General features: G+C 71.7%; 14 protein-coding genes. 5 read left to right on the top strand and 9 right to left on the bottom strand.

Annotation, left to right across the window (positions count from 1 at the left end; genetic code table 11):
- Positions 1-44: 44 nt before the first annotated feature.
- From fxsT to ACWC0C_RS12635, 5 genes are all read right to left on the bottom strand, one after another.
- Positions 45-4,049 carry an FxSxx-COOH system tetratricopeptide repeat protein gene (gene fxsT / locus ACWC0C_RS12655; protein WP_450863674.1) on the bottom strand — a complete coding sequence of 1,335 codons (4,005 nt, stop codon included), beginning with the start codon at positions 4,047-4,049 and terminating at the stop codon, positions 45-47.
- An 11-nt stretch (positions 4,050-4,060) separates the two neighbouring features.
- Positions 4,061-5,296, bottom strand: a complete 1,236-nt coding sequence (locus ACWC0C_RS12650) for a TIR-like protein FxsC (RefSeq protein ID WP_449200168.1) — start codon at positions 5,294-5,296, stop codon at positions 4,061-4,063.
- A gap of 324 nt (positions 5,297-5,620) precedes the next feature.
- A complete protein-coding gene (locus tag ACWC0C_RS12645; protein ID WP_450863672.1) occupies positions 5,621-6,838 on the bottom strand; it encodes an FxsB family cyclophane-forming radical SAM/SPASM peptide maturase in 1,218 nt (405 codons plus the stop codon).
- A complete protein-coding gene (locus tag ACWC0C_RS12640; protein WP_449200166.1) occupies positions 6,835-7,017 on the bottom strand; it encodes an FxSxx-COOH cyclophane-containing RiPP peptide in 183 nt (60 codons plus the stop codon). The genes ACWC0C_RS12645 and ACWC0C_RS12640 overlap by 4 nt, the downstream gene beginning before the upstream one ends.
- Before the next feature lie 205 nt (positions 7,018-7,222).
- Entirely contained in the window at positions 7,223-7,996 is a 774-nt protein-coding gene (locus ACWC0C_RS12635; protein ID WP_450863670.1) for an AAC(3) family N-acetyltransferase, read from the bottom strand.
- A gap of 217 nt (positions 7,997-8,213) precedes the next feature.
- Between ACWC0C_RS12635 and ACWC0C_RS12630 the strand changes: the two genes are divergently transcribed.
- Positions 8,214-9,122, top strand: coding sequence for a DUF4231 domain-containing protein (locus ACWC0C_RS12630; protein WP_450863668.1), 909 nt, complete (start codon positions 8,214-8,216; stop codon positions 9,120-9,122).
- Positions 9,123-9,174: 52 nt separating this feature from the next.
- Here the strand turns inward: ACWC0C_RS12630 and ACWC0C_RS12625 are convergent, their stop codons facing one another.
- The 3 genes from ACWC0C_RS12625 to ACWC0C_RS12615 all read right to left on the bottom strand — a co-directional run bounded on the left by ACWC0C_RS12625 (position 9,175) and on the right by ACWC0C_RS12615 (position 10,718).
- Positions 9,175-9,666 (bottom strand): hypothetical protein, encoded by a 492-nt coding sequence (locus tag ACWC0C_RS12625; protein ID WP_449200226.1) that lies wholly within the window; start codon positions 9,664-9,666, stop codon positions 9,175-9,177.
- Between the two features lie 67 nt (positions 9,667-9,733).
- Complete coding sequence (locus ACWC0C_RS12620) at positions 9,734-10,087, bottom strand: MazG-like family protein (protein ID WP_450863667.1); 354 nt, start codon at positions 10,085-10,087, stop codon at positions 9,734-9,736.
- Positions 10,088-10,163: 76 nt separating this feature from the next.
- Positions 10,164-10,718: a DoxX family membrane protein gene (locus tag ACWC0C_RS12615; protein WP_450863665.1), complete on the bottom strand. Its 555-nt coding sequence runs from the start codon at positions 10,716-10,718 to the stop codon at positions 10,164-10,166.
- Between the two features lie 117 nt (positions 10,719-10,835).
- Between ACWC0C_RS12615 and ACWC0C_RS12610 the strand changes: the two genes are divergently transcribed.
- Both ACWC0C_RS12610 and ACWC0C_RS12605 read left to right on the top strand, forming a co-directional pair.
- Positions 10,836-11,162 carry a nuclear transport factor 2 family protein gene (locus ACWC0C_RS12610; protein WP_449200162.1) on the top strand — a complete coding sequence of 109 codons (327 nt, stop codon included), beginning with the start codon at positions 10,836-10,838 and terminating at the stop codon, positions 11,160-11,162.
- 182 nt (positions 11,163-11,344) lie between these two features.
- Positions 11,345-12,565, top strand: a complete 1,221-nt coding sequence (locus ACWC0C_RS12605; RefSeq protein ID WP_450863662.1) for a D-alanyl-D-alanine carboxypeptidase family protein — start codon at positions 11,345-11,347, stop codon at positions 12,563-12,565.
- 239 nt (positions 12,566-12,804) lie between these two features.
- Here ACWC0C_RS12605 and ACWC0C_RS12600 read toward each other — a convergent pair whose 3' ends face one another.
- The gene (locus tag ACWC0C_RS12600; RefSeq protein ID WP_450863660.1) at positions 12,805-13,563 is read right to left on the bottom strand and encodes an SDR family oxidoreductase; all 759 of its coding nucleotides are present in this window, start codon (positions 13,561-13,563) and stop codon (positions 12,805-12,807) included.
- Positions 13,564-13,751: 188 nt separating this feature from the next.
- On the opposite strand from ACWC0C_RS12600, the gene ACWC0C_RS12595 reads away from it, so the two are divergent.
- Positions 13,752-15,059 (top strand): multidrug effflux MFS transporter, encoded by a 1,308-nt coding sequence (locus tag ACWC0C_RS12595; protein WP_450863659.1) that lies wholly within the window; start codon positions 13,752-13,754, stop codon positions 15,057-15,059.
- A complete protein-coding gene (locus tag ACWC0C_RS12590) occupies positions 15,029-16,180 on the top strand; it encodes a serine hydrolase domain-containing protein (protein WP_450863658.1) in 1,152 nt (383 codons plus the stop codon). Before ACWC0C_RS12595 ends, ACWC0C_RS12590 begins: the two co-directional genes overlap by 31 nt.
- The last annotated feature ends 415 nt before the right edge of the window (positions 16,181-16,595 follow it).

Raw genomic sequence — 16,595 nt, 5'->3', positions numbered from 1 at the left:
CGGGCCCGGCATCCGGGCCCGCCCGCTCGTCGCGTCAATTCCCGTCAGGTCACCGGCGGTTCGATGTCCGCGTCGATACGGCGCCACGCGGTGACCGAGCGGGTCATCGGATGCTCGCCGCCCAGCTCCCTGCTCTCCCGGGCGAGCCGTTCCGCCTCGTCGTGCAGGCGCCGGGCCTCCTCCGGTTCGTCCTGCCGCAGTTCCGCGGCGAGGTTGGAGGCGGCCGCGATGGCCAGGTAGTGCTCGGCACCGAGCACGTCCCTGAGCCCTTCGTACGCCTCCCGGGCCGTCGCGACGGCCTCCGCACGACGCTCGTGCTCGGACAGGTCCGTCGCGTGATTCAGCATGCCGGTGAGCGTGTACGGGTGACGGGGCCCGAGGAGCGCGCGCAGCCGTTCCACCGTCTGCCCCGACAGCTCCAGCGCCTCGGCCCGCTCACCCGTGAGGCGCAGCAGCACCGCGAGGTTGCTGGCGCTGGTCAGGGTGAAGACGTGGTCCGGGCCGAACCCGCGCTGGTAGCGCTCGTACGTCTCCTTGGCGAGATCCCGCGCCTCCACGCCCTCTCCCCGGTCGTACCGGTCCGAGCAGAGGTTCTGGGCGACGGCCAGCGTGTCGGGATGGTCCGGGCCGAGCTGTTTCTCGCACTGGGCGTAGGTCTCGCTCGTCAGCTGGTAGGCCCGGGAGAAGTCGCCGAGGCGGCGGTAGAGCACAGCGGCCCCGAGCGAGGCCCGGAAGGTGATCAGGTGATCGCTCCCGAGGGCGCGGCGGCTGCGCTCGAGCGTGTCCTCGATGAGTTTCAGCGCCTCGTGGAACTCTCCCGCGGCGCGCAGGTCACGGGCGTAGTTCGTGGCCGAGTTCAGGGTGGAGCGCTGGTCGGGGCCGGAGATCTCCTGATGCTGCTTGAGGATCTCCCGGTTGGTGTTGCGGGCGGCCTGCCGGTCGCCGGAGAGGAACTCGGACACGGCCAGGTTGTTGGCCGCCCTCAGGGTCCGGGTGTGGGTGTCCCCGAAGACGCGGCGGGCCCGCTGCAGCGCCTCCCGGTCGCTCTCCATGGCCTCCTGGTACCGGCCCGCACCACGCAGGTCGGAGCCCAGGCTCATGGCAGCGTTCAGGGTGTAGGGGTGGTCCTCGCCGAGAACGCGGCTGGCCCGCTCGTAGGCGTCCCGGGTGACGGCGAACGCCTCCGGCAGCCGGCCCTGGTCACGCAGGGCGTTGCCGAGCTCGGTGCGCAGCCGCAGAACGAACTCGTCGTCGTCGCCGAACCGGGCCGTCCAGGTGCTCAGCACGCGCTCGGCCGTCTGGTCGGCGGTCCCCGGGTCGCCGCTGCGCCACAGGTAGCGCACCGTGTCGCAGATCCACTGGCGTACGATCCGCTCGTCGCTCTCCTCCGCCTGTGTCGGGCGCAGATGCGGGAGCAGGGCGGCGTAGCGGTCCCAGTTGACGTTCTCGTCGGGGTTGTTGGGGTTTCCCTGGGCGAGCACGCGATGGACCCGACCGCGCATCGCGCTCTGCTCCTCGGCACTGAGCTGGTCCCGCAGGACCCGCTGGACCAGACGGTGCAGGGTGAGGGTGTCGGCGCGCTGGTCGACCTGTGCGAGCCCGTGGCGGGTGATCTCCGTGTAGAGCGGCATCATCAGCAGCTGCTCGGACACGGTCGGGTCGTACTGTTGCAGCAGTTCGAGCGCGGCGTTGCCGCTGAGCAGGCTCCGCGGGATGGGGTCGGGGCCGAAGAAGGCGCACAGTTGCAGGAGTGCCGCGGCGGCGGGCTTGCGCTCCCGTAGCTGGTTGTGGGAGAGCAGCCAGGTGGCCGCGGCGGAACTCGGATAGTCGGGTGCAGGCTGGCTGCGCAGAATGTCGGTCATCTGGCTACGAAGCATCTCCACATACGTTTCCACGGGCAGGGCCGACTGCTGGAGCGAGGCTGCGGCGAGGCTCACGGCGAGCGGGAAGTCGCCGAGTTCCTTCGCGACCCGGTTGGCGTCGGCCCGCTCCAGCCCGTGGTTGTAGCGGCTGAGCAGGGCGATGCTTTCGTCACGGGTGAACAGGTCGACCTCGAGCCGGGCCGCCCGCTCCTCCCAGCCGGGATTGCGGGAGGTGATGAGGACGTGCCGGCCGGATCCGCTCACCGGAACCAGGCCGTCGAGGTCGGCCGCCTTCTCGGCGTTGTCGTAGACGAGCAGCCACCGGGGGTGGGGCGTGCCACGACGCAGCCTGTCCAGCACTTCGTTGCATATGGATCGCATGTCCTTGCCGCCGGTGGCCACGTCGAGGTGCGGCGCCAGCGCGCTGAGGTCCTGGCGGATCTGCTGCCGCTCGGCGGCGTTGATCCACCAGACCAGGTCGTAGTCGGAGCTGAAGCGGTGCGCGTACTCCAGGGCGATCTGCGTCTTGCCGACGCCGCCGAGACCGTACAGGGCCTGGGGGAGCACGGCGGTGGAGCCACCGGCGAGCAGACTGTCCCGCAGGCGCTCGATCAGCGCGCGGCGGCCGGTGAAAGCGGCGTTGCGCTGGGGCAGCCGGGACACCACCGACGGGGTTCCCGGCAGCCTGGCCGCCGGGATCGCACCCGGAGGCAGATGCCGGGCGCCGGACTCGGTCTGGCCGCTGCCCTCGACGGCGGCCAGCAGGCGCAGCACCGCCTCCTCGGCGGGCACCCCGGAGATGCTCGCGGCCGGGAGCGGCGCCGCGAACTCCGGCGGGCGCGCGGAGTCGTCGACCCGGACCTGTACGGCCATCGCGGTCGAGCCGTGCGGATCCCGCCGTTTGATCTCCCGCCAGATCTCCTGCGCCTGTGGCAGCGCCGTGTACTGCGAGGAGAGCAGCACCACCAGCCGGGATTCGCCGGCCAGGGTGCTCCCCAGACCGGTCAGCGCCGCGGTCGCCGTGGCCAGGTCGCTCGCCTCGACCGGTGCCAGCTTCGCCTCCAGGCCCGCGGAGCGCAGCGCGGCCACCGTCCAGTCCGCCCAGAGCCGGTCCGCGCTCGCGTAACTGACGTAGAAGTCCTTGCGGATGACCGGTGAGGAGCGCTCGTACTGGGTCCGCAGATGCTGGCGGTACTTCTCGGGCATGTTGTTCAGCCGGGTCACCCGGTCATCGGTGAGCCGGGCGGTGAGCCGTTCGAAGGCGGCGAGCAGCGTGCCGTCCTGGCGTCGCTCGCCGACGGTGGCGGGGATCTCCTCGTACGCGTAGCTCGGCTTGTAGGGGATCTCGACGCTGCTCCAGTACTCGTCCTGCTTCTCCGCCGGCAGCCAGTCCAGGAACGGCGCGAACAGGCTGCGCGCCTGGTAGCGGCCGGCCTCCAGCCGGTCCTGACCTGCGTCCTCGACGCGCATCGGCACGGGGACGATCCGGATGCTGCGTTCGGCGTGGGAGTTGCGGCGGATCGACTCGGCCACCCGGACGGCGCCGTTGACGCCCTGCCGGCTCAGGGTGAAGCAGTCCACGACGACGTCGGGGAGGACGACCGTGCAGATGCCCGCCGTGTCGCTCAGCCCGGTCCTGCTGTCGATCAGGACGTAGTCGTAGCGCGCCGCCATGTCCTCGCGGAGCGCGGTCAGCAGCGTGTTGCCGCCCATCCGGTAGAATTTGCCCCAGTCGAAGGTACTGACGGTCACGGCGTACGTGTCCGGGTCCTGGACGCCCGCGGGCAGCAGATCCAGCTTCCCGCCCGGCGGCAGCTGCAGTTCCGTGCCCACCACGTACTGGTCGACCCGCGCGTGCTCGCGCAGCATTCCACGGTCCGGGAATATCGGCTCGGCCCGGCCCCCGGCATCGCTGCGGGAGCCCACGGGCGGCGCCACCGTCTGCTGGGCGAAGTCCCGGACCATCTCGATCACGCCCGGGCTCTCGGTCAGCTCGGGATCCGCGAGCAACGGCTGGAGATAGGTATGAAGCCCCGGGGCTTCAAGATCCCAGTCGGCCACGAGGACCCGCAGGCCGTTGCTCGCAAGGATCCAAGCGGTGTTCACCAGCGCCATGGTGCGCCCGGTGCCGCCCTTGAAGGAGTAGAAGGTGATGATCGTGCCCCGGCCGCGGTCGTCATGGGTCATCGGTCCTGCTCCTAGCTCCGGCTCTCGAAGGTACGGGGGCGGCAAGTCGCGGCGTTCAGAACGGGCAGAGGAGCGGAGTCGGGCTCGGGCACCTCTGAGTAAGAGAAAAGGTGGTTGCGCGCCTTGGCAATGACCGCATGGAGGATCCCTTCGAATGCCTCGGAGCAAACCCCCGATTGCAGCAGCGGCAGCGGCTCGCCCGCGCCACTGGCCCAGCTCAGCGGCAAGGCACCACGCACCGTCTCCCAGTAGGCCTTGCTCTGCGGGGGCTCGCCTGCGTCGTCCGGACCGCACGGGACGATGGCGACACTGCCGGGGTGGTTCTCCCGGTCGTATCTCCGGATGGCGTCGCGGTACGCCGGATCAGCCGCGGCCCACGCCTCCACCAGGAGGACCGCGACCTGCCCTCGCGCGCGGGCCTCGTCGAGGTGCCGGCCCAGCAGGTCCGAGACGATCTCGGTGCGCACCGTGAAACCGAGCTCCTCCAGGAGCCGTCTCGTGCGCGTGATCAGGGGCTCGGCGTGTTCGGAGTGGTACGGATTCCAGTCGGCCGGGCTGTTTCCGTGGCAGCCGGGGTCCCGCGACCTCGGATGCGCGGCGTCCGCCGTACGGGCGGCGACCAGCACCAGGGCGTGGCTCCCCGGCTCCGCCCGGTCGCCGCCGGCCGGGAACGGGCCGGCCGACTTCGGTGCGGTGAGGTCCACGTCGGTCGAGACCGGTATGCGGAAGTGCTCCGCCGCCACGAGGACCTGGCGCGCCAGCAGCCGCACGATGCGGCCGTACTCCCCACCGGGGTCCGCGGTCAGAATGCGCCGCAGGCCCCACCGGGCGTAGTCCTCGCCGAAGTCGATGCTCTCGTACTGTATGTGGGCGGCAGCGGCGGGGACGGACGGCACGGGTTCCCACAGCACCGGAATGAGGGCCCGCGCGTCCACGCCCGCCACCTCCCGCAGGAGGTGCTGCCGGTCCTCGAAGACCTTCCACTCCCGTCCGCAGAAGTCGCTGCGGAAGTAGTCCGGGGTGTAGAGGGCCACCATGCTCCGGCAGTGCCCCAGGGCGTGGCCCAGGGCCACGTTCCAGTCCTGGCCGACCTGTATGGACTGGACGTCGAGGAACGGGCGGCCGAAGGAGCCGTTGCCGCCCGCGCCTAATCGGCGCAGCTCCGAGCAGAGGTCGTCGTAAAACCGTTTGATGAGGACCCGGGGTCCTCGCCTGCGCGCGTAGCTCAGGAAGAAGTAGGGTTCCAATGCATCCCTGACCTGCAGCGTTCGCGGGACTCAGGCCGTGGGACAAGGCGCCGTGCGCGCCGTGAACGCCGTCCGGCGCCGACGGAAGCGAGTATGGGACCGCGCGCCTGCACACCTCATCACCCCCCAGCCGGTGCCCCTCAGTCGTCGCCATGGTTGAGCCGTGCCGAGACAGCGAACGATACCCCCATCCCCTTTCCGCCCGAACCCCCTGTGCCGGAGCCCGAGTTCGTATCCGTATATCCCCCCTTCGGCAGCGTTCAACGCGTCCGGTCGGTCGCGCGATGCGGAGGCCGGCGGGGCGCGTGCCATCACGCGCCCGGCTCACGGGGGCGCAGAAACGGCCTCGCCCATCCGGCGGCGGATGTGGCCGATCAGCGCCGCCAGATCCGGGCAGTACACGGAGGGGTTCGTGAACCCCGTGGCGGGATGGTGGCGGTGGGTGTACAGGCCGCCGCCGCAGACCCCGCCGAACACACAGTCCCGGCAGGCCTGTGCCAGGCCGGCGGGGCCGGCCTGGCGCTGCCGCACGGTCTCGGTCCGCAGCGCGTCGGAGAACGAGTGCCGGAAGACGTCCAGACCGGTGGCCGGGGCCCCGGGCGCGACGACCTTCAGGGAATCGGAGTTCTCCAGCGTCCCGTCGGCCTCGACGACCACGAGATCGGCGGGCGCCGTCCCGAAGGCCTCCGTGTTCACGGCACCGCCGAGCAGCCCGGACATCAACTCCTCGAACATGCGGACCCGGGTCTCCCTGCGGGGCGCGTCGAACCAGCGGTCGAACGCCCGCGTCAGCCAGCGCGTGTACGGCACCGGGTCGTGCGGCGCCTCGGGATCCGGGGGCCCCAGCGGCGGCTCGACGCGGCCCTCGAGGCCCGGTGGCGGATGCTGCCACGTGCCGTGCGGCAACAGGAAGTCGACGCGCGGCGGAGTGAAGCCGAGCAGGGCCTCGTACGTCTCGACCGGATCGTTGGCCAGATCCACCGTGCACAGGATCCCCACGAACAGGTCCCGGTAGCGGGGCCGGTTCAGCAGGCGCAGGGCCGCCGCCACCCGGTGGTGGCTGGGGCGGCCGTCGGCGTGCCGCCGGTGCCGGTCGTGCGCGGCGGGTGAGCCGTCCAGACTCACCGCCACACCCACCCGGTGGCCGAGCAGCAGATCGAGAAACTCCTCGTCGAGGAGCGTTCCGTTCGTCTGGAGCGAGTAGTGGACCTCCGCCACGCCGGCGAGACGGTCGTGGAGGAGGCCGAGGACATCGGCGAGATGTCTCTTTCCCACCAGGAGCGGCTCGCCCCCGTGCAGGATGACGCGGACGAACGGCAGCCGGTACTCCTTCGCGTGCTCCGCGATACGGTCCACGGCCCTGCGCACGATGTCGAGGGCCATCACACCGGGCCGCTCCCGCCAACTTTGGTCGGCGGCGAAGTAGACGTAACAGTAGTCGCAGGCCAGATTGCACCTGCTGTGGATCTTGAGCAGGAACTGGCGGAAGGGGACGCCTGGCGTGTCCCCCGGCGCGAGGGTTTCGCGCTCCGCCTCCCTCACAGCGCGCTGTCGAAGACGACGTCGATCGTCCGCTGCGGTCGGTCGGCCTCCTGAAGCCGGCGCCGCAGGGCATGACCGAGCGCAGTGTCCATGGCGGCCGCCGTTTCCAAGAGGCGAGGTGACACTCCGGCGATGTCCACCAGAGCTGTGGTGCGGCTGCTTTCCTGAGGCGCATCCATACGTTGCTGCTCCCCCTGACCCTGAGCGTCCCTAGGTATTGCCTGCTGACGAGATGGTGCCCCGATGGATTCCATGTCCATGCTCTGTCAGTGCTCTTCGCACGTCCACAGCACAAGTGGGGGAAGCCGGTGCAGGGTGCGATGCCTGCCGGAAATGGCCACCTGGCCGGAAAGGGCGGGCGATGGGGCAGACGGGATCGTTTTTTCAGGCGGCTTGTGCCCGCATACGGGACATTACTGCACACGCGTTGTCGACGGCAGCGCGCATTCCGATGACGACGACGGCCTTTCCCGCCCATTCCCCTTCCGCCAGAAGACCACGCGGCAGCGCGGCTCCGACGTCCGCGAAGTCACGGTCGTCCAGGGCGATGTCCTCGTACGACGTCCAGTTCCCCTTCCGCCCGGTCACGCACCGGTAGACGCGCGGTGGTGGCGGCGGGGTCAGCCGGTACTCGGCGAGATGAAACGCGCTGCACACCCCGAACCCCACGCGGAGCAACAGAATCCGGGCGTCCGCCTCGTACAGCGCGGCCAGCGGGGAGTCCTCGCCCAGATGGCAGTGCGGATGGTGGCGGGCGAGCAACTCCGCGGCCCGGCGGCCCAGTCCGGCCATCGACGTGTGCGGGTGCGAGCTGCGCACGGCGCCCGGTGTCGTCCGTACGCACTCGGCGAGCGCCCCCATGCTGAGACAGGGCGTGGCGTCCGGTTCGAAGGGGGGCATCGCCGCGCGGAACTCGCGTATCTCCCACCTGGTCAGCCCCCGGACGGCCGCCAGGTGCTCGCGCGAGGTGTCCGAGTTCTCCGGGGTGAAGGCGGGCGTGATCAATGTGCCGTCGGGGCCGAGGACGCTCAGCAGTGCGTCCCGGACCTGAAGGGCACTCAGTCCGGTGCCGCTGAGGGAGGAATGGACCATGAGGACGCCACCGCGGCGGACGCCCAGACCGGTGAGAAGTCGTATGAGACTCGCGGGATCGGGCACAGCGCTTCCTTACTCCTGCTCATCCGCCTGTCGTCCCGCGGCACCGCCGATGAGAATGGCGAGGCGGGACGGACAGCCGGTCATCGGGTGCACAGTACCCTCCGCCGACATCCCGCGCCGACGGCGCGATGCCCGGACCCGCGACGAGGGTGGCCACCCGTCACATCGGGCTCCATACTCGAAAGTGCCGGGGGAAACAACCACTTCGGGGGCGTTGATGAGGGCCACTCCGGGTCCCAGCACCACCGTGAGCGAGAGCGACTTACCTCCGCTCTTCCGCAGCAGCGACCAGCATGCGATCGACCGGCAGAGCGAGTCCTTCCGCGCTGTCCGGCACCAGTTGGCCGTACTGCTCCTGGCGACCGCCGCCGCCACACTGGCCGACCGGATCCACAACCGGGCGCCGGCGGTCGTCGCCGCCCTGCTGTACGCGCTGTCCGTCGTCCTCGGCCTGCACACCTCCAGACGCCGGGCACGCGCCCACTGGCAGCTCCACCGTGCGGCCGCCGAGACGGTGAAGTCGCTGGGCTGGCAGTACATGGTCCACGGCGGGCCGTTCCACTCCCAAGTACCCGACCCGGACGCGCTGTTCGCCGAGCGGCTGGAGGACCGGCTGCGCGAACTGCGGAAGGTCGGCTGGGAGGACCGGTGCGCGGGCACCGGCGGCCTGGCCACGGCCCAGATCACCCCCGCGATGAGGAGGGTGCGGGCCAAGCCGTTCGTGGCACGCCGTGACATCTATCTGCGGGACCGGGTGCTCGAACAGCTCGCGTGGTACCGCAACCGGGCCGCCGAGGCCCGCCAGGCCGCGGTGCGCTGGTCGGCCGCCGGCACCGCCCTGACCTCGCTCGCCCTCGTCGCCGCGGCGTGCCGGGCCCTGGGCGCGCTGAACTGGGACCTGACCGGGCTGCTCAGCGCCGCGGCCGCCGCCGGGGTTGCCTGGCAGGAGGTGCGACGGCACCGTCCGCTGACCTACGCGCACTCCCTGGTCGAACAGGACCTGGAGACCTTCCACCGCGCCACGACCGCAACCATCACCGAGGCCGCCTGGTCCAACGCGGTCACCGAGGCGGAACGGCTCATGTCCCCCCAGTACACCGACTGGCTGGCCCGGTACGAGGGCTGAGGGCATGGGGGGAGGGCGGGCTGCGAGAGCGGTGGGGTGTGGGGTGCGTCGGTCAGTCGCGGTGTACGCCGGTTTGCCACAGTATCGTCACCGGGACACCCGACGCGCGGGCGTACGCCACGACGTCGCCGGTGCCGCCGGGGCCGCGGGCGGGGCAGCCGTCCCAGACGGCGATGAGACGGTCCGCGTGCTCGACGATCCACCGGCCCGCCGCACGGTAGGCCGCCTCGTGCGTCGCCTCCACGGGAAGGTCGACGCGTGCGGCACACGCCCTGAGCAGCCGCCGGTACGCCGCCCGCGTCTCGGCGTCACCGAGGTGGCCCTCGAAGTCCATGCCCGGGATCACGGCCGTCACCGGGACACCGCGGCCGAGAGCCACCTCGGCGAAGATCTGGTCGGCTCCGGCGGCGAGGCTGGTCACCACCTCCACACGGCCCTGCCCACCCAGCATCTCCGCCATCCGGGAGCGGACGTAAGGCAGCAGCGAGGCGGGGACGGCGCGGTGGCCGGTGAAGCCCAGGCGGACGACCCCGGCCCGTGGCATCCCGGATCGCGCGCCGGCGGTGTCCGCCGTCGTGCCCGGCGCAGCGGTGCTCGTCACGGAGGGAGTCCTACCCGTCGCCATCCGTGCACGCACCTCGAGTTCGCCGTACCACCCGGTCCAGCTGCCCCTCGAACACCTCCCGCGCCTGCGGCGTCAGCGTGCGCAGCGCCACCAGGGCCGTGATCACCACGTCGCACAGTTCCGCCTGTACGTCCTCCCAGGTGTGGGTGACGCCCTTGCGGGGGTTCTGGCCGGTCGCGCCGATGATCGCCTCCGCGACCTCGCCGACCTCCTCCGAGAGTTTCAGGACGCGCAGGAGGAGGCCCTCGGTGCCGGGGTGCTTGCGGGTGGCCTCCAGGAAGGTCCAGAGCTCGTCGACGGCCGGCCAGAGGGCGGCGGGGGTGGTGTCCAGATCGGTCATGTCCCGCAGCCTGCCACGCCTGCGCAGCCTGCCTGCCTCGCAGTGCGGCCACGGGCCCCGGTCGCGGAAACCCCCGCTACTCCTCGAACTCCTCGAACAACACCTCCTGCTCGCCCTCCGCCTTCGCCCTCACCCGCTGGTTCCGCGCCCCCACCACCAGCGCCGTGACCGCCGCCGTGGCCCCCAGGGCCAGCGGTACCATCCAGCCGCGGTCGAAGACGTGGCCGGAGGCGTGGTCGAGGGAGAGGCGGCCGGGGCCCGCGATCGCCAGGCCCGCTGCCGCGAGGCCCAGGGTCGCCGCGTACTCGTAGCCGCCCTCCTGGGCGAAGAAGCCGTTGGGTGCGTGGACCGCGGCCGCCCCCGCCATCGCGCCGGCCGCCGCCGAGCCCGCCGCCGGGGTCGCCAGGCCCAGGGCGAGGAGGGTACCGCCGCCCGCCTCCGCGAGGCCCGCCGCCGTCGCGCTCGCCCTGCCGGGGGCGTAGCCGACGGACTCCATGAACTGGCCGGTGCCCTCCAGACCGTGCCCGCCGAACCAGCCGAGCAGCTTCTGCGCGCCGTGCGCGGCCAGTACCCCGCCGGTCCCCAGCCGGAGCAGCAGCAGGCCCAGATCACGTCGGTCGTAACAGGTCACGATGACTCCCATGCAGACAGGCGGACGTGTAGCCACCGTCGCAGCTCCGGCACCCGTGGGCCCGTCGTGGCGGGCGTTCGGGTGGCGGGTCCGGCACGGCGGTGTGAACCTTGCGCCATGACGATTCAGCCAGCCAGACTCAGCGACCCGGCCGTCCGGGCCTTCGTCAACGCCGTCAACTCCCATGACCGCGAGGGCTTCATGGCGCTCCTCGCCCCCGGCGCGACCATGTCCGACGACGGCTCCGACCGTGACCTCGCCGAGTGGATCGACCAGGAGATCTTCTCCTCCAACGGCCACATGGACGTCGACAACGAGTCCTCCGGCGGCCGGGCCCTTCTCGCCCGCTACCGCAACGACACCTGGGGCGAGATGCGTACCCGGTGGACCTTCACGGTCGAGGACGACGGACGGATCTCCCGCTTCGAGACCGGACAGGCATAACGACGCCGACGACCCCGAGCGCGCCGCCGTGTTCGCCGGGCAGAACGCCGGCGCGATCGCGAAGGGGGAGGAACGTCCGGGAAACCGGGCTGACTCATCGTATTTTCATAACGCGGCAAATTCCGAGCCGTCCCGGCCCGTGATCGGGGAGTTGCCTGCTGGGTGCGGTGTACGGTCCCCGAGTGCGTGAATGTTCCCGGCTCAGCCGGCGTGCCGTCCTCGGGCTGACGGCCGCCGCCCTTCCGCTGTCCACGGCTACCGAGGCCGCCGCGACCACCGTCATCGGGGGTGACCGGCTGGCCCGTACCGGCGTCCAGGTGCGCGGTGCCTCCGGAGTGCCCGGCAAGCTCACCGCCCGCTCCTGGCTGATCGCCGACTTCGAGAGCGGCGAGGTGCTCGCCTCGTTCAACGCGCACCGGCGGCTCGCGCCCGCGTCCACGCTGAAGATGCTGTTCGCGGACACCGTGCTGAAGAAGTTCGACCGTACCGAGCGCTACAAGGTCACCGACGCCGACCTCGCCGACGTCCCGGCCGGCTCCAGCCTGGTCGGCATCAAACCCGGCATCACCTACACCGTGGACCAGTTGTGGCAGGGCGTGTTCCTGCGCTCCGGCAACGACGCCGTGCACGTCCTCGCCCACATGAACGGCGGCATCGCCAAGACCGTCGCCGAGATGCAGGCGAAGGCGCAGGACCTGCAGGCCCTGGACACCCATGTGGTCAGCCCCGACGGCTTCGACCACCCGGGCCAGATCTCCTCGGCGTACGACCTCACGCTGTTCGCCCGCCACGGCCTGAAGGACGCCGACTTCCGCGGCTACTGCGGCACGCGGACCGCCGACTTCCCGGCGGGCGGCAAGAAGACCTTCCAGATCCAGAACACCGACCGTCTGCTGACCGGGGCGTGGGGCCTGAAGACGTACGACGGCCTGATCGGCGTCAAGAACGGCTACACCAGCAACGCCGGCAACACCTTCACCGGTGCGGCCACGAGGGGCGGGCGCACCCTGCTGGTGACGGTCATGCATCCCACCGAGGGCAGCAACGCCGTCTACGAACAGGCCGCCGCACTGCTCGACTGGGGCTTCGGGCGCGGGCGTTCGGTGCAGGCCGTGGGCACGCTGGTCGATCCGCTCAGCGAGGGCGGGGCGAGCGCGAGCCCGGCGCCGGCGCGCAAGGCGGCCCAGGCGGGGGTCGGCGCGGCCGGGCCGGACTCCGGAGGGTTGTCCACCGGGCGGGTGGCGGAAGGGGCGGGGATCACGGCGCTGCTGCTGACGGCGGGGGCGGTGATGATGGTGAAGCGGCGCCGCAGGGCGGTCGCGGCGGCCGCGATGGCCGAGCCGGACGCGGGGGCCGCCGAGGCCGCGGAGGCCACGGAGCCCGGCGGCCGGCACCGGCGCTGAACAGTGCGGTGGCCGTTCCACCGGCCGGCGTGTACCCCGCGTCCGCGCGAGGTCCACCCCCAACTCCGGCCCGGTGGAACGGCCGCCGCCTCCCCCCTCGGTGTTGGCCGCGGAATCCGTGTGCCCCAACTGTGAAGCTCTTGTGGAGGAAAGTTGAGCATACGTGCTCGACCGGCCGCAATACCATGGATGTTCAAATTCCGTTTGTGGTAATGGGGTCACCCCGGCCCGAAGCGGCCTCAGCCCCGCCCGATGTACGGCATCGCCGTCGCCAGCACCGTCGCGAACTGCACGTTCGCCTCCAGCGGCAGCTCGGCCATGTGTCGCACGGTGCGTGCCACATCGGCCACGTCCATCACCGGCTCCGGCACCACCTCACCGTTCGCCTGGAGCGCTCCGGTCTGCATCCGGGCCGTCATGTGGGTCGCCGCGTTGCCGATGTCGATCTGCCCGACGGCGATGTTGTACGCCCGCCCGTCCAGGGACAGCGACTTGGTCAGGCCGGTCAGCGCATGCTTGGTCGCGGTGTAGGCGACCGAGAGCGGGCGGGGCGTGTGCGCCGAGATGGAGCCGTTGTTGATGATCCGGCCGCCCTGCGGATCCTGCTCCTTCATCCGCCGGTACGCCGCCTGCGCGCACAGGAACGCCCCGTTGAGGTTGGTGTCCACCACGTGCCGCCAGGCGTCGTAGGACAGCTCCTCGACCGGGACGCCGCCGGGCCCGAAGGTCCCCGCGTTGTTGAACAGCAGGTCCACGCGGCCGAACCGGTCCACCGTCGCCGCGAACAGCGCGTCCACGTCCTCGGGCCGCGACACGTCGGTGCGTACGGCGAGGGAGGTGCCCTCCGGCACCACTCCCGCCGTCTCCTCGAGCGTCTCGGTGCGCCGGCCGGCCAGCGCCACCGACCAGCCGGCCCGCAGCAGCTCCACGGCGACGGCCCGCCCGATGCCGGAACCGGCGCCGGTCACCACCGCGATCTTCGATTGCCTGTCAGTCATGGCTCCGCAGCGTAGGCGGCAAATCCGCCATGCGGAACGCCATGTCCGCCATACGGTTATCCGGCAAGGACGGCCACCGGTTCCCCGGGGTACCGCACCCGCTCATGCGTGCCCCGGCAGTCTGTGCGAGCTGAGAGCATGGGTGCCGGTCGCGTACGACAGGTGACTTCTGAACAAGGGAGGGGCGCATGCACGGGCGCACGGCGGCACCGACACCGAAGAGACGGCTCACATCCACCCCTGCCCCGGCGCAGTCCGGCGCAGCCCGCCGCACCGGCCCGCTCGTCACTCTCGTCCTCGGCGGCCTCACCGCGACACCCCCGCTCGCGATGGACATGTACCTCCCGTCCCTGCCGCAGGTCACCGGATCCCTGAACGCGCCCGCCGCGGCCGTCCAGCTCACCCTCACCGCCTGCCTGCTGGGCATGGCCCTCGGGCAGCTGATCGTCGGCCCGCTGAGCGACCGCTGGGGCCGCCGTCGGCCGCTGCTCGCCGGCCTCGCCGTCTACGTCCTCGCGACCGCCCTGTGCGCCCTCGCGCCGAACGTCGAGACGCTGATCGCCTTCCGGCTGGCGCAGGGCCTCGCGGGCGCGGCCGGGATCGTCATCGCCCGTGCCGTCGTACGCGACCTGTACGACGGGGTGGCCATGGCCCGCTTCTTCTCCACCCTGATGCTGATCTCCGGGGTCGCGCCGATCGTGGCGCCACTGATCGGCGGGCAGATCCTCCGGCTGACCGACTGGCGGGGCGTGTTCGTGGTCCTGACGGCGGTCGGCGCGCTGCTCGCCGCCCTCGTCCGGCTGCGGCTGCCGGAGACCCTGCCGCCCGCGCACCGGCACGCCGGGGGAGCGGGTGCGGCCCTGCGCTCCATGCGTGCCCTGCTCGCCGACCTCCCCTTCACCGGCTACATGCTGGCCGGCGGCTTCGCCTTCGCCGGGCTGTTCGCCTACATATCCGCGTCCCCGTTCGTGATCCAGGAGATCTACGGCGCCTCCCCGCAGACCTTCAGCCTGCTGTTCGGCCTCAACTCGGTCGGCCTGGTGATCGCCGGGCAGGTCAACGGCAAGGTGCTGGTCGGCCGGGTCGGCCTGGACAAGGTGCTGGCCTGCGGCCTCGCGGTGATCGTGGTCGCCGCGAGCGCCCTGCTGCTGATGTCCGCCGGTGCCTTCGGCGAGGTCGGCCTCGCCCCCGTCGCCACCGCGCTCTTCGTCCTGATGTCCGCCATGGGCATCACGCTCCCCAACGCCCAGTCCCTCGCCCTGCTGCGCACCCGCCATGCCGCGGGCTCCGCCTCCGCGCTGCTCGGCACCTCCTCCTTCCTCGTCGGGGCGGTCGCCTCGCCGCTCGTCGGCGTCGCCGGAGAGCACAGCGCCGTGCCCATGGCGGTGGTCCAACTGGTGGGAGCACTGGTCGCGACGGCCTGCTTCGTGGGAATGTGCCGTCCCTGGAGCACGCGTGGGAACACATGTGCGGGGCCGGAGGGAGACGAGAACTGAGCGCACCGAAACTGCGCGCCGACACACCGGAGCGGGCCGGGCTCGACCCCGTGGAACTCGGCCACCTGATCGGCGATGTGCACGCCCTCACCGCCGGAGACCGACCCTGGGCGGCCGGTGCCGTCGTGCTGGCCGGCCGCGGACCGGTGATCGCCGTGGCCGAGGCCGCGGGCTGGGCCGTGCGCTACTCCGCCTACGACCCCAAGACCGACACCGGCGTCGAACTGCCGCCCGCCGCCCGGGTCCCGGCCACCGTCGACACGCCCTTCGACCTGGCCTCCCTCACCAAGCTGTTCACCTCCGTCGCCGCCGTACAGCAGATCGAGCGCGGCACCCTCGGGATGGACGCCCGGGTCGGCGACTACCTGCCCGACTTCCACGCCGCGGCCGCCCACGGCATCACCGTGCGGCACCTGCTCACCCACACCTCCGGGCTCCGCCCCGAACTGCCCCTGTACGACTGCCCCGACGACGCGAGCCGGCTGGCCCTGCTGCGCGCCGAGCCTCCGACGAGCGAGCCGGGCCGCTACCTGTACTCCGACCTGAACATGCTCCTGCTCCAGTCGGTGCTGGAGCGCATCACCGGCCGGACCCTCGACGTCCTCGTCCAGGACGGCATCACGCGCCCGCTCGGCATGACGGCCACCTGCTTCGGGCCGTGCCCCGGCGCCGCCGCCACCGAGGACCAGCGGCGGCCGTGGGCCAAGGCGGACCGCGGGATGCTGCGGGGCGTGGTCCACGACGAGAACGCCTTCGCGTTCGGCGGCGTCGCCGGCCATGCCGGGCTCTTCTCTTCCGCCCGCGACCTGGCCGTCTTCTGCCGCGCCCTGCTCGCCGGCGGCTCCTACGGCCCCGCCCGCATCCTCGGCCCCGACTTCGTCGAGCTGCTGCTGACCCCACCGGGGCTGGGCTTCGCCGTCGACCAGCCGTGGTTCATGGGCGAGCTGTCCGGGCGCGGCGCGGCGGGGCACACGGGCTTCACCGGCACGTCCCTCGTCCTCGACCCGAGAACGGACACGTTCCTGGTCCTGCTGGCCAACACGGTCCACCCGAAACGCCGCCCGCCGGACAGCGGCCCGAGGGCGGCGATGGCGACCCGCCTGGCACGAGCGGTGATCTGAGAACCACCACCGAGCGCCCCGACCCGGACCCCATGACGGCGCCCTCCCGGCCGACCGAGACGGGCCTGTGATGGTGCCTTCTCATCCGCCCGAGCCGGGCCTCGTGACGGGCCCGTGATGGTGCCGTCTCGGCTGGTCGATTCGGACTCCATGAGGGCGCTTTCTCAACTGTCCGAGTCGGGCCCCGTGATGGTCCTTCTCATCCGCCCGATTCGGACCCGATGACGGATGCCCTCCCAGCTACCCGAGTCGGGCCCGTGACGGGGCGCCTTCTCATCCGCCCGAGTCGGACCCCGTGACGGCGCCCTCCCAGCCGACCGAGACGAGCTGCTCGGCGCGGGCGTGGCGAAGGCGCTGCTCGGCAAGGACGTGCTCAGTGACGAGCTGCCGTATGTCACGGGGCCGATCGGGCTGC

The organism is Streptomyces sp. NPDC001709 (genome assembly GCF_053596375.1).
This window is presented reverse-complemented; position numbering and strand designations above follow the sequence as displayed.

Excerpts from the sequence above, each read along its gene's own strand:
- fxsT (WP_450863674.1), bottom strand. The coding sequence starts at position 4,049 with ATGACCCATGACGACCGCGGCCGGGGCACGATCATCACCTTCTACTCC.
- ACWC0C_RS12640 (WP_449200166.1), bottom strand. The coding sequence starts at position 7,017 with ATGGATGCGCCTCAGGAAAGCAGCCGCACCACAGCTCTGGTGGACATC.
- ACWC0C_RS12630 (WP_450863668.1), top strand. The coding sequence starts at position 8,214 with ATGAGGGCCACTCCGGGTCCCAGCACCACCGTGAGCGAGAGCGACTTA.
- ACWC0C_RS12625 (WP_449200226.1), bottom strand. The coding sequence starts at position 9,666 with ATGCCACGGGCCGGGGTCGTCCGCCTGGGCTTCACCGGCCACCGCGCC.
- ACWC0C_RS12620 (WP_450863667.1), bottom strand. The coding sequence starts at position 10,087 with ATGACCGATCTGGACACCACCCCCGCCGCCCTCTGGCCGGCCGTCGAC.
- ACWC0C_RS12610 (WP_449200162.1), top strand. The coding sequence starts at position 10,836 with ATGACGATTCAGCCAGCCAGACTCAGCGACCCGGCCGTCCGGGCCTTC.
- ACWC0C_RS12600 (WP_450863660.1), bottom strand. The coding sequence starts at position 13,563 with ATGACTGACAGGCAATCGAAGATCGCGGTGGTGACCGGCGCCGGTTCC.
- ACWC0C_RS12595 (WP_450863659.1), top strand. The coding sequence starts at position 13,752 with ATGCACGGGCGCACGGCGGCACCGACACCGAAGAGACGGCTCACATCC.
- ACWC0C_RS12590 (WP_450863658.1), top strand. The coding sequence starts at position 15,029 with ATGTGCGGGGCCGGAGGGAGACGAGAACTGAGCGCACCGAAACTGCGC.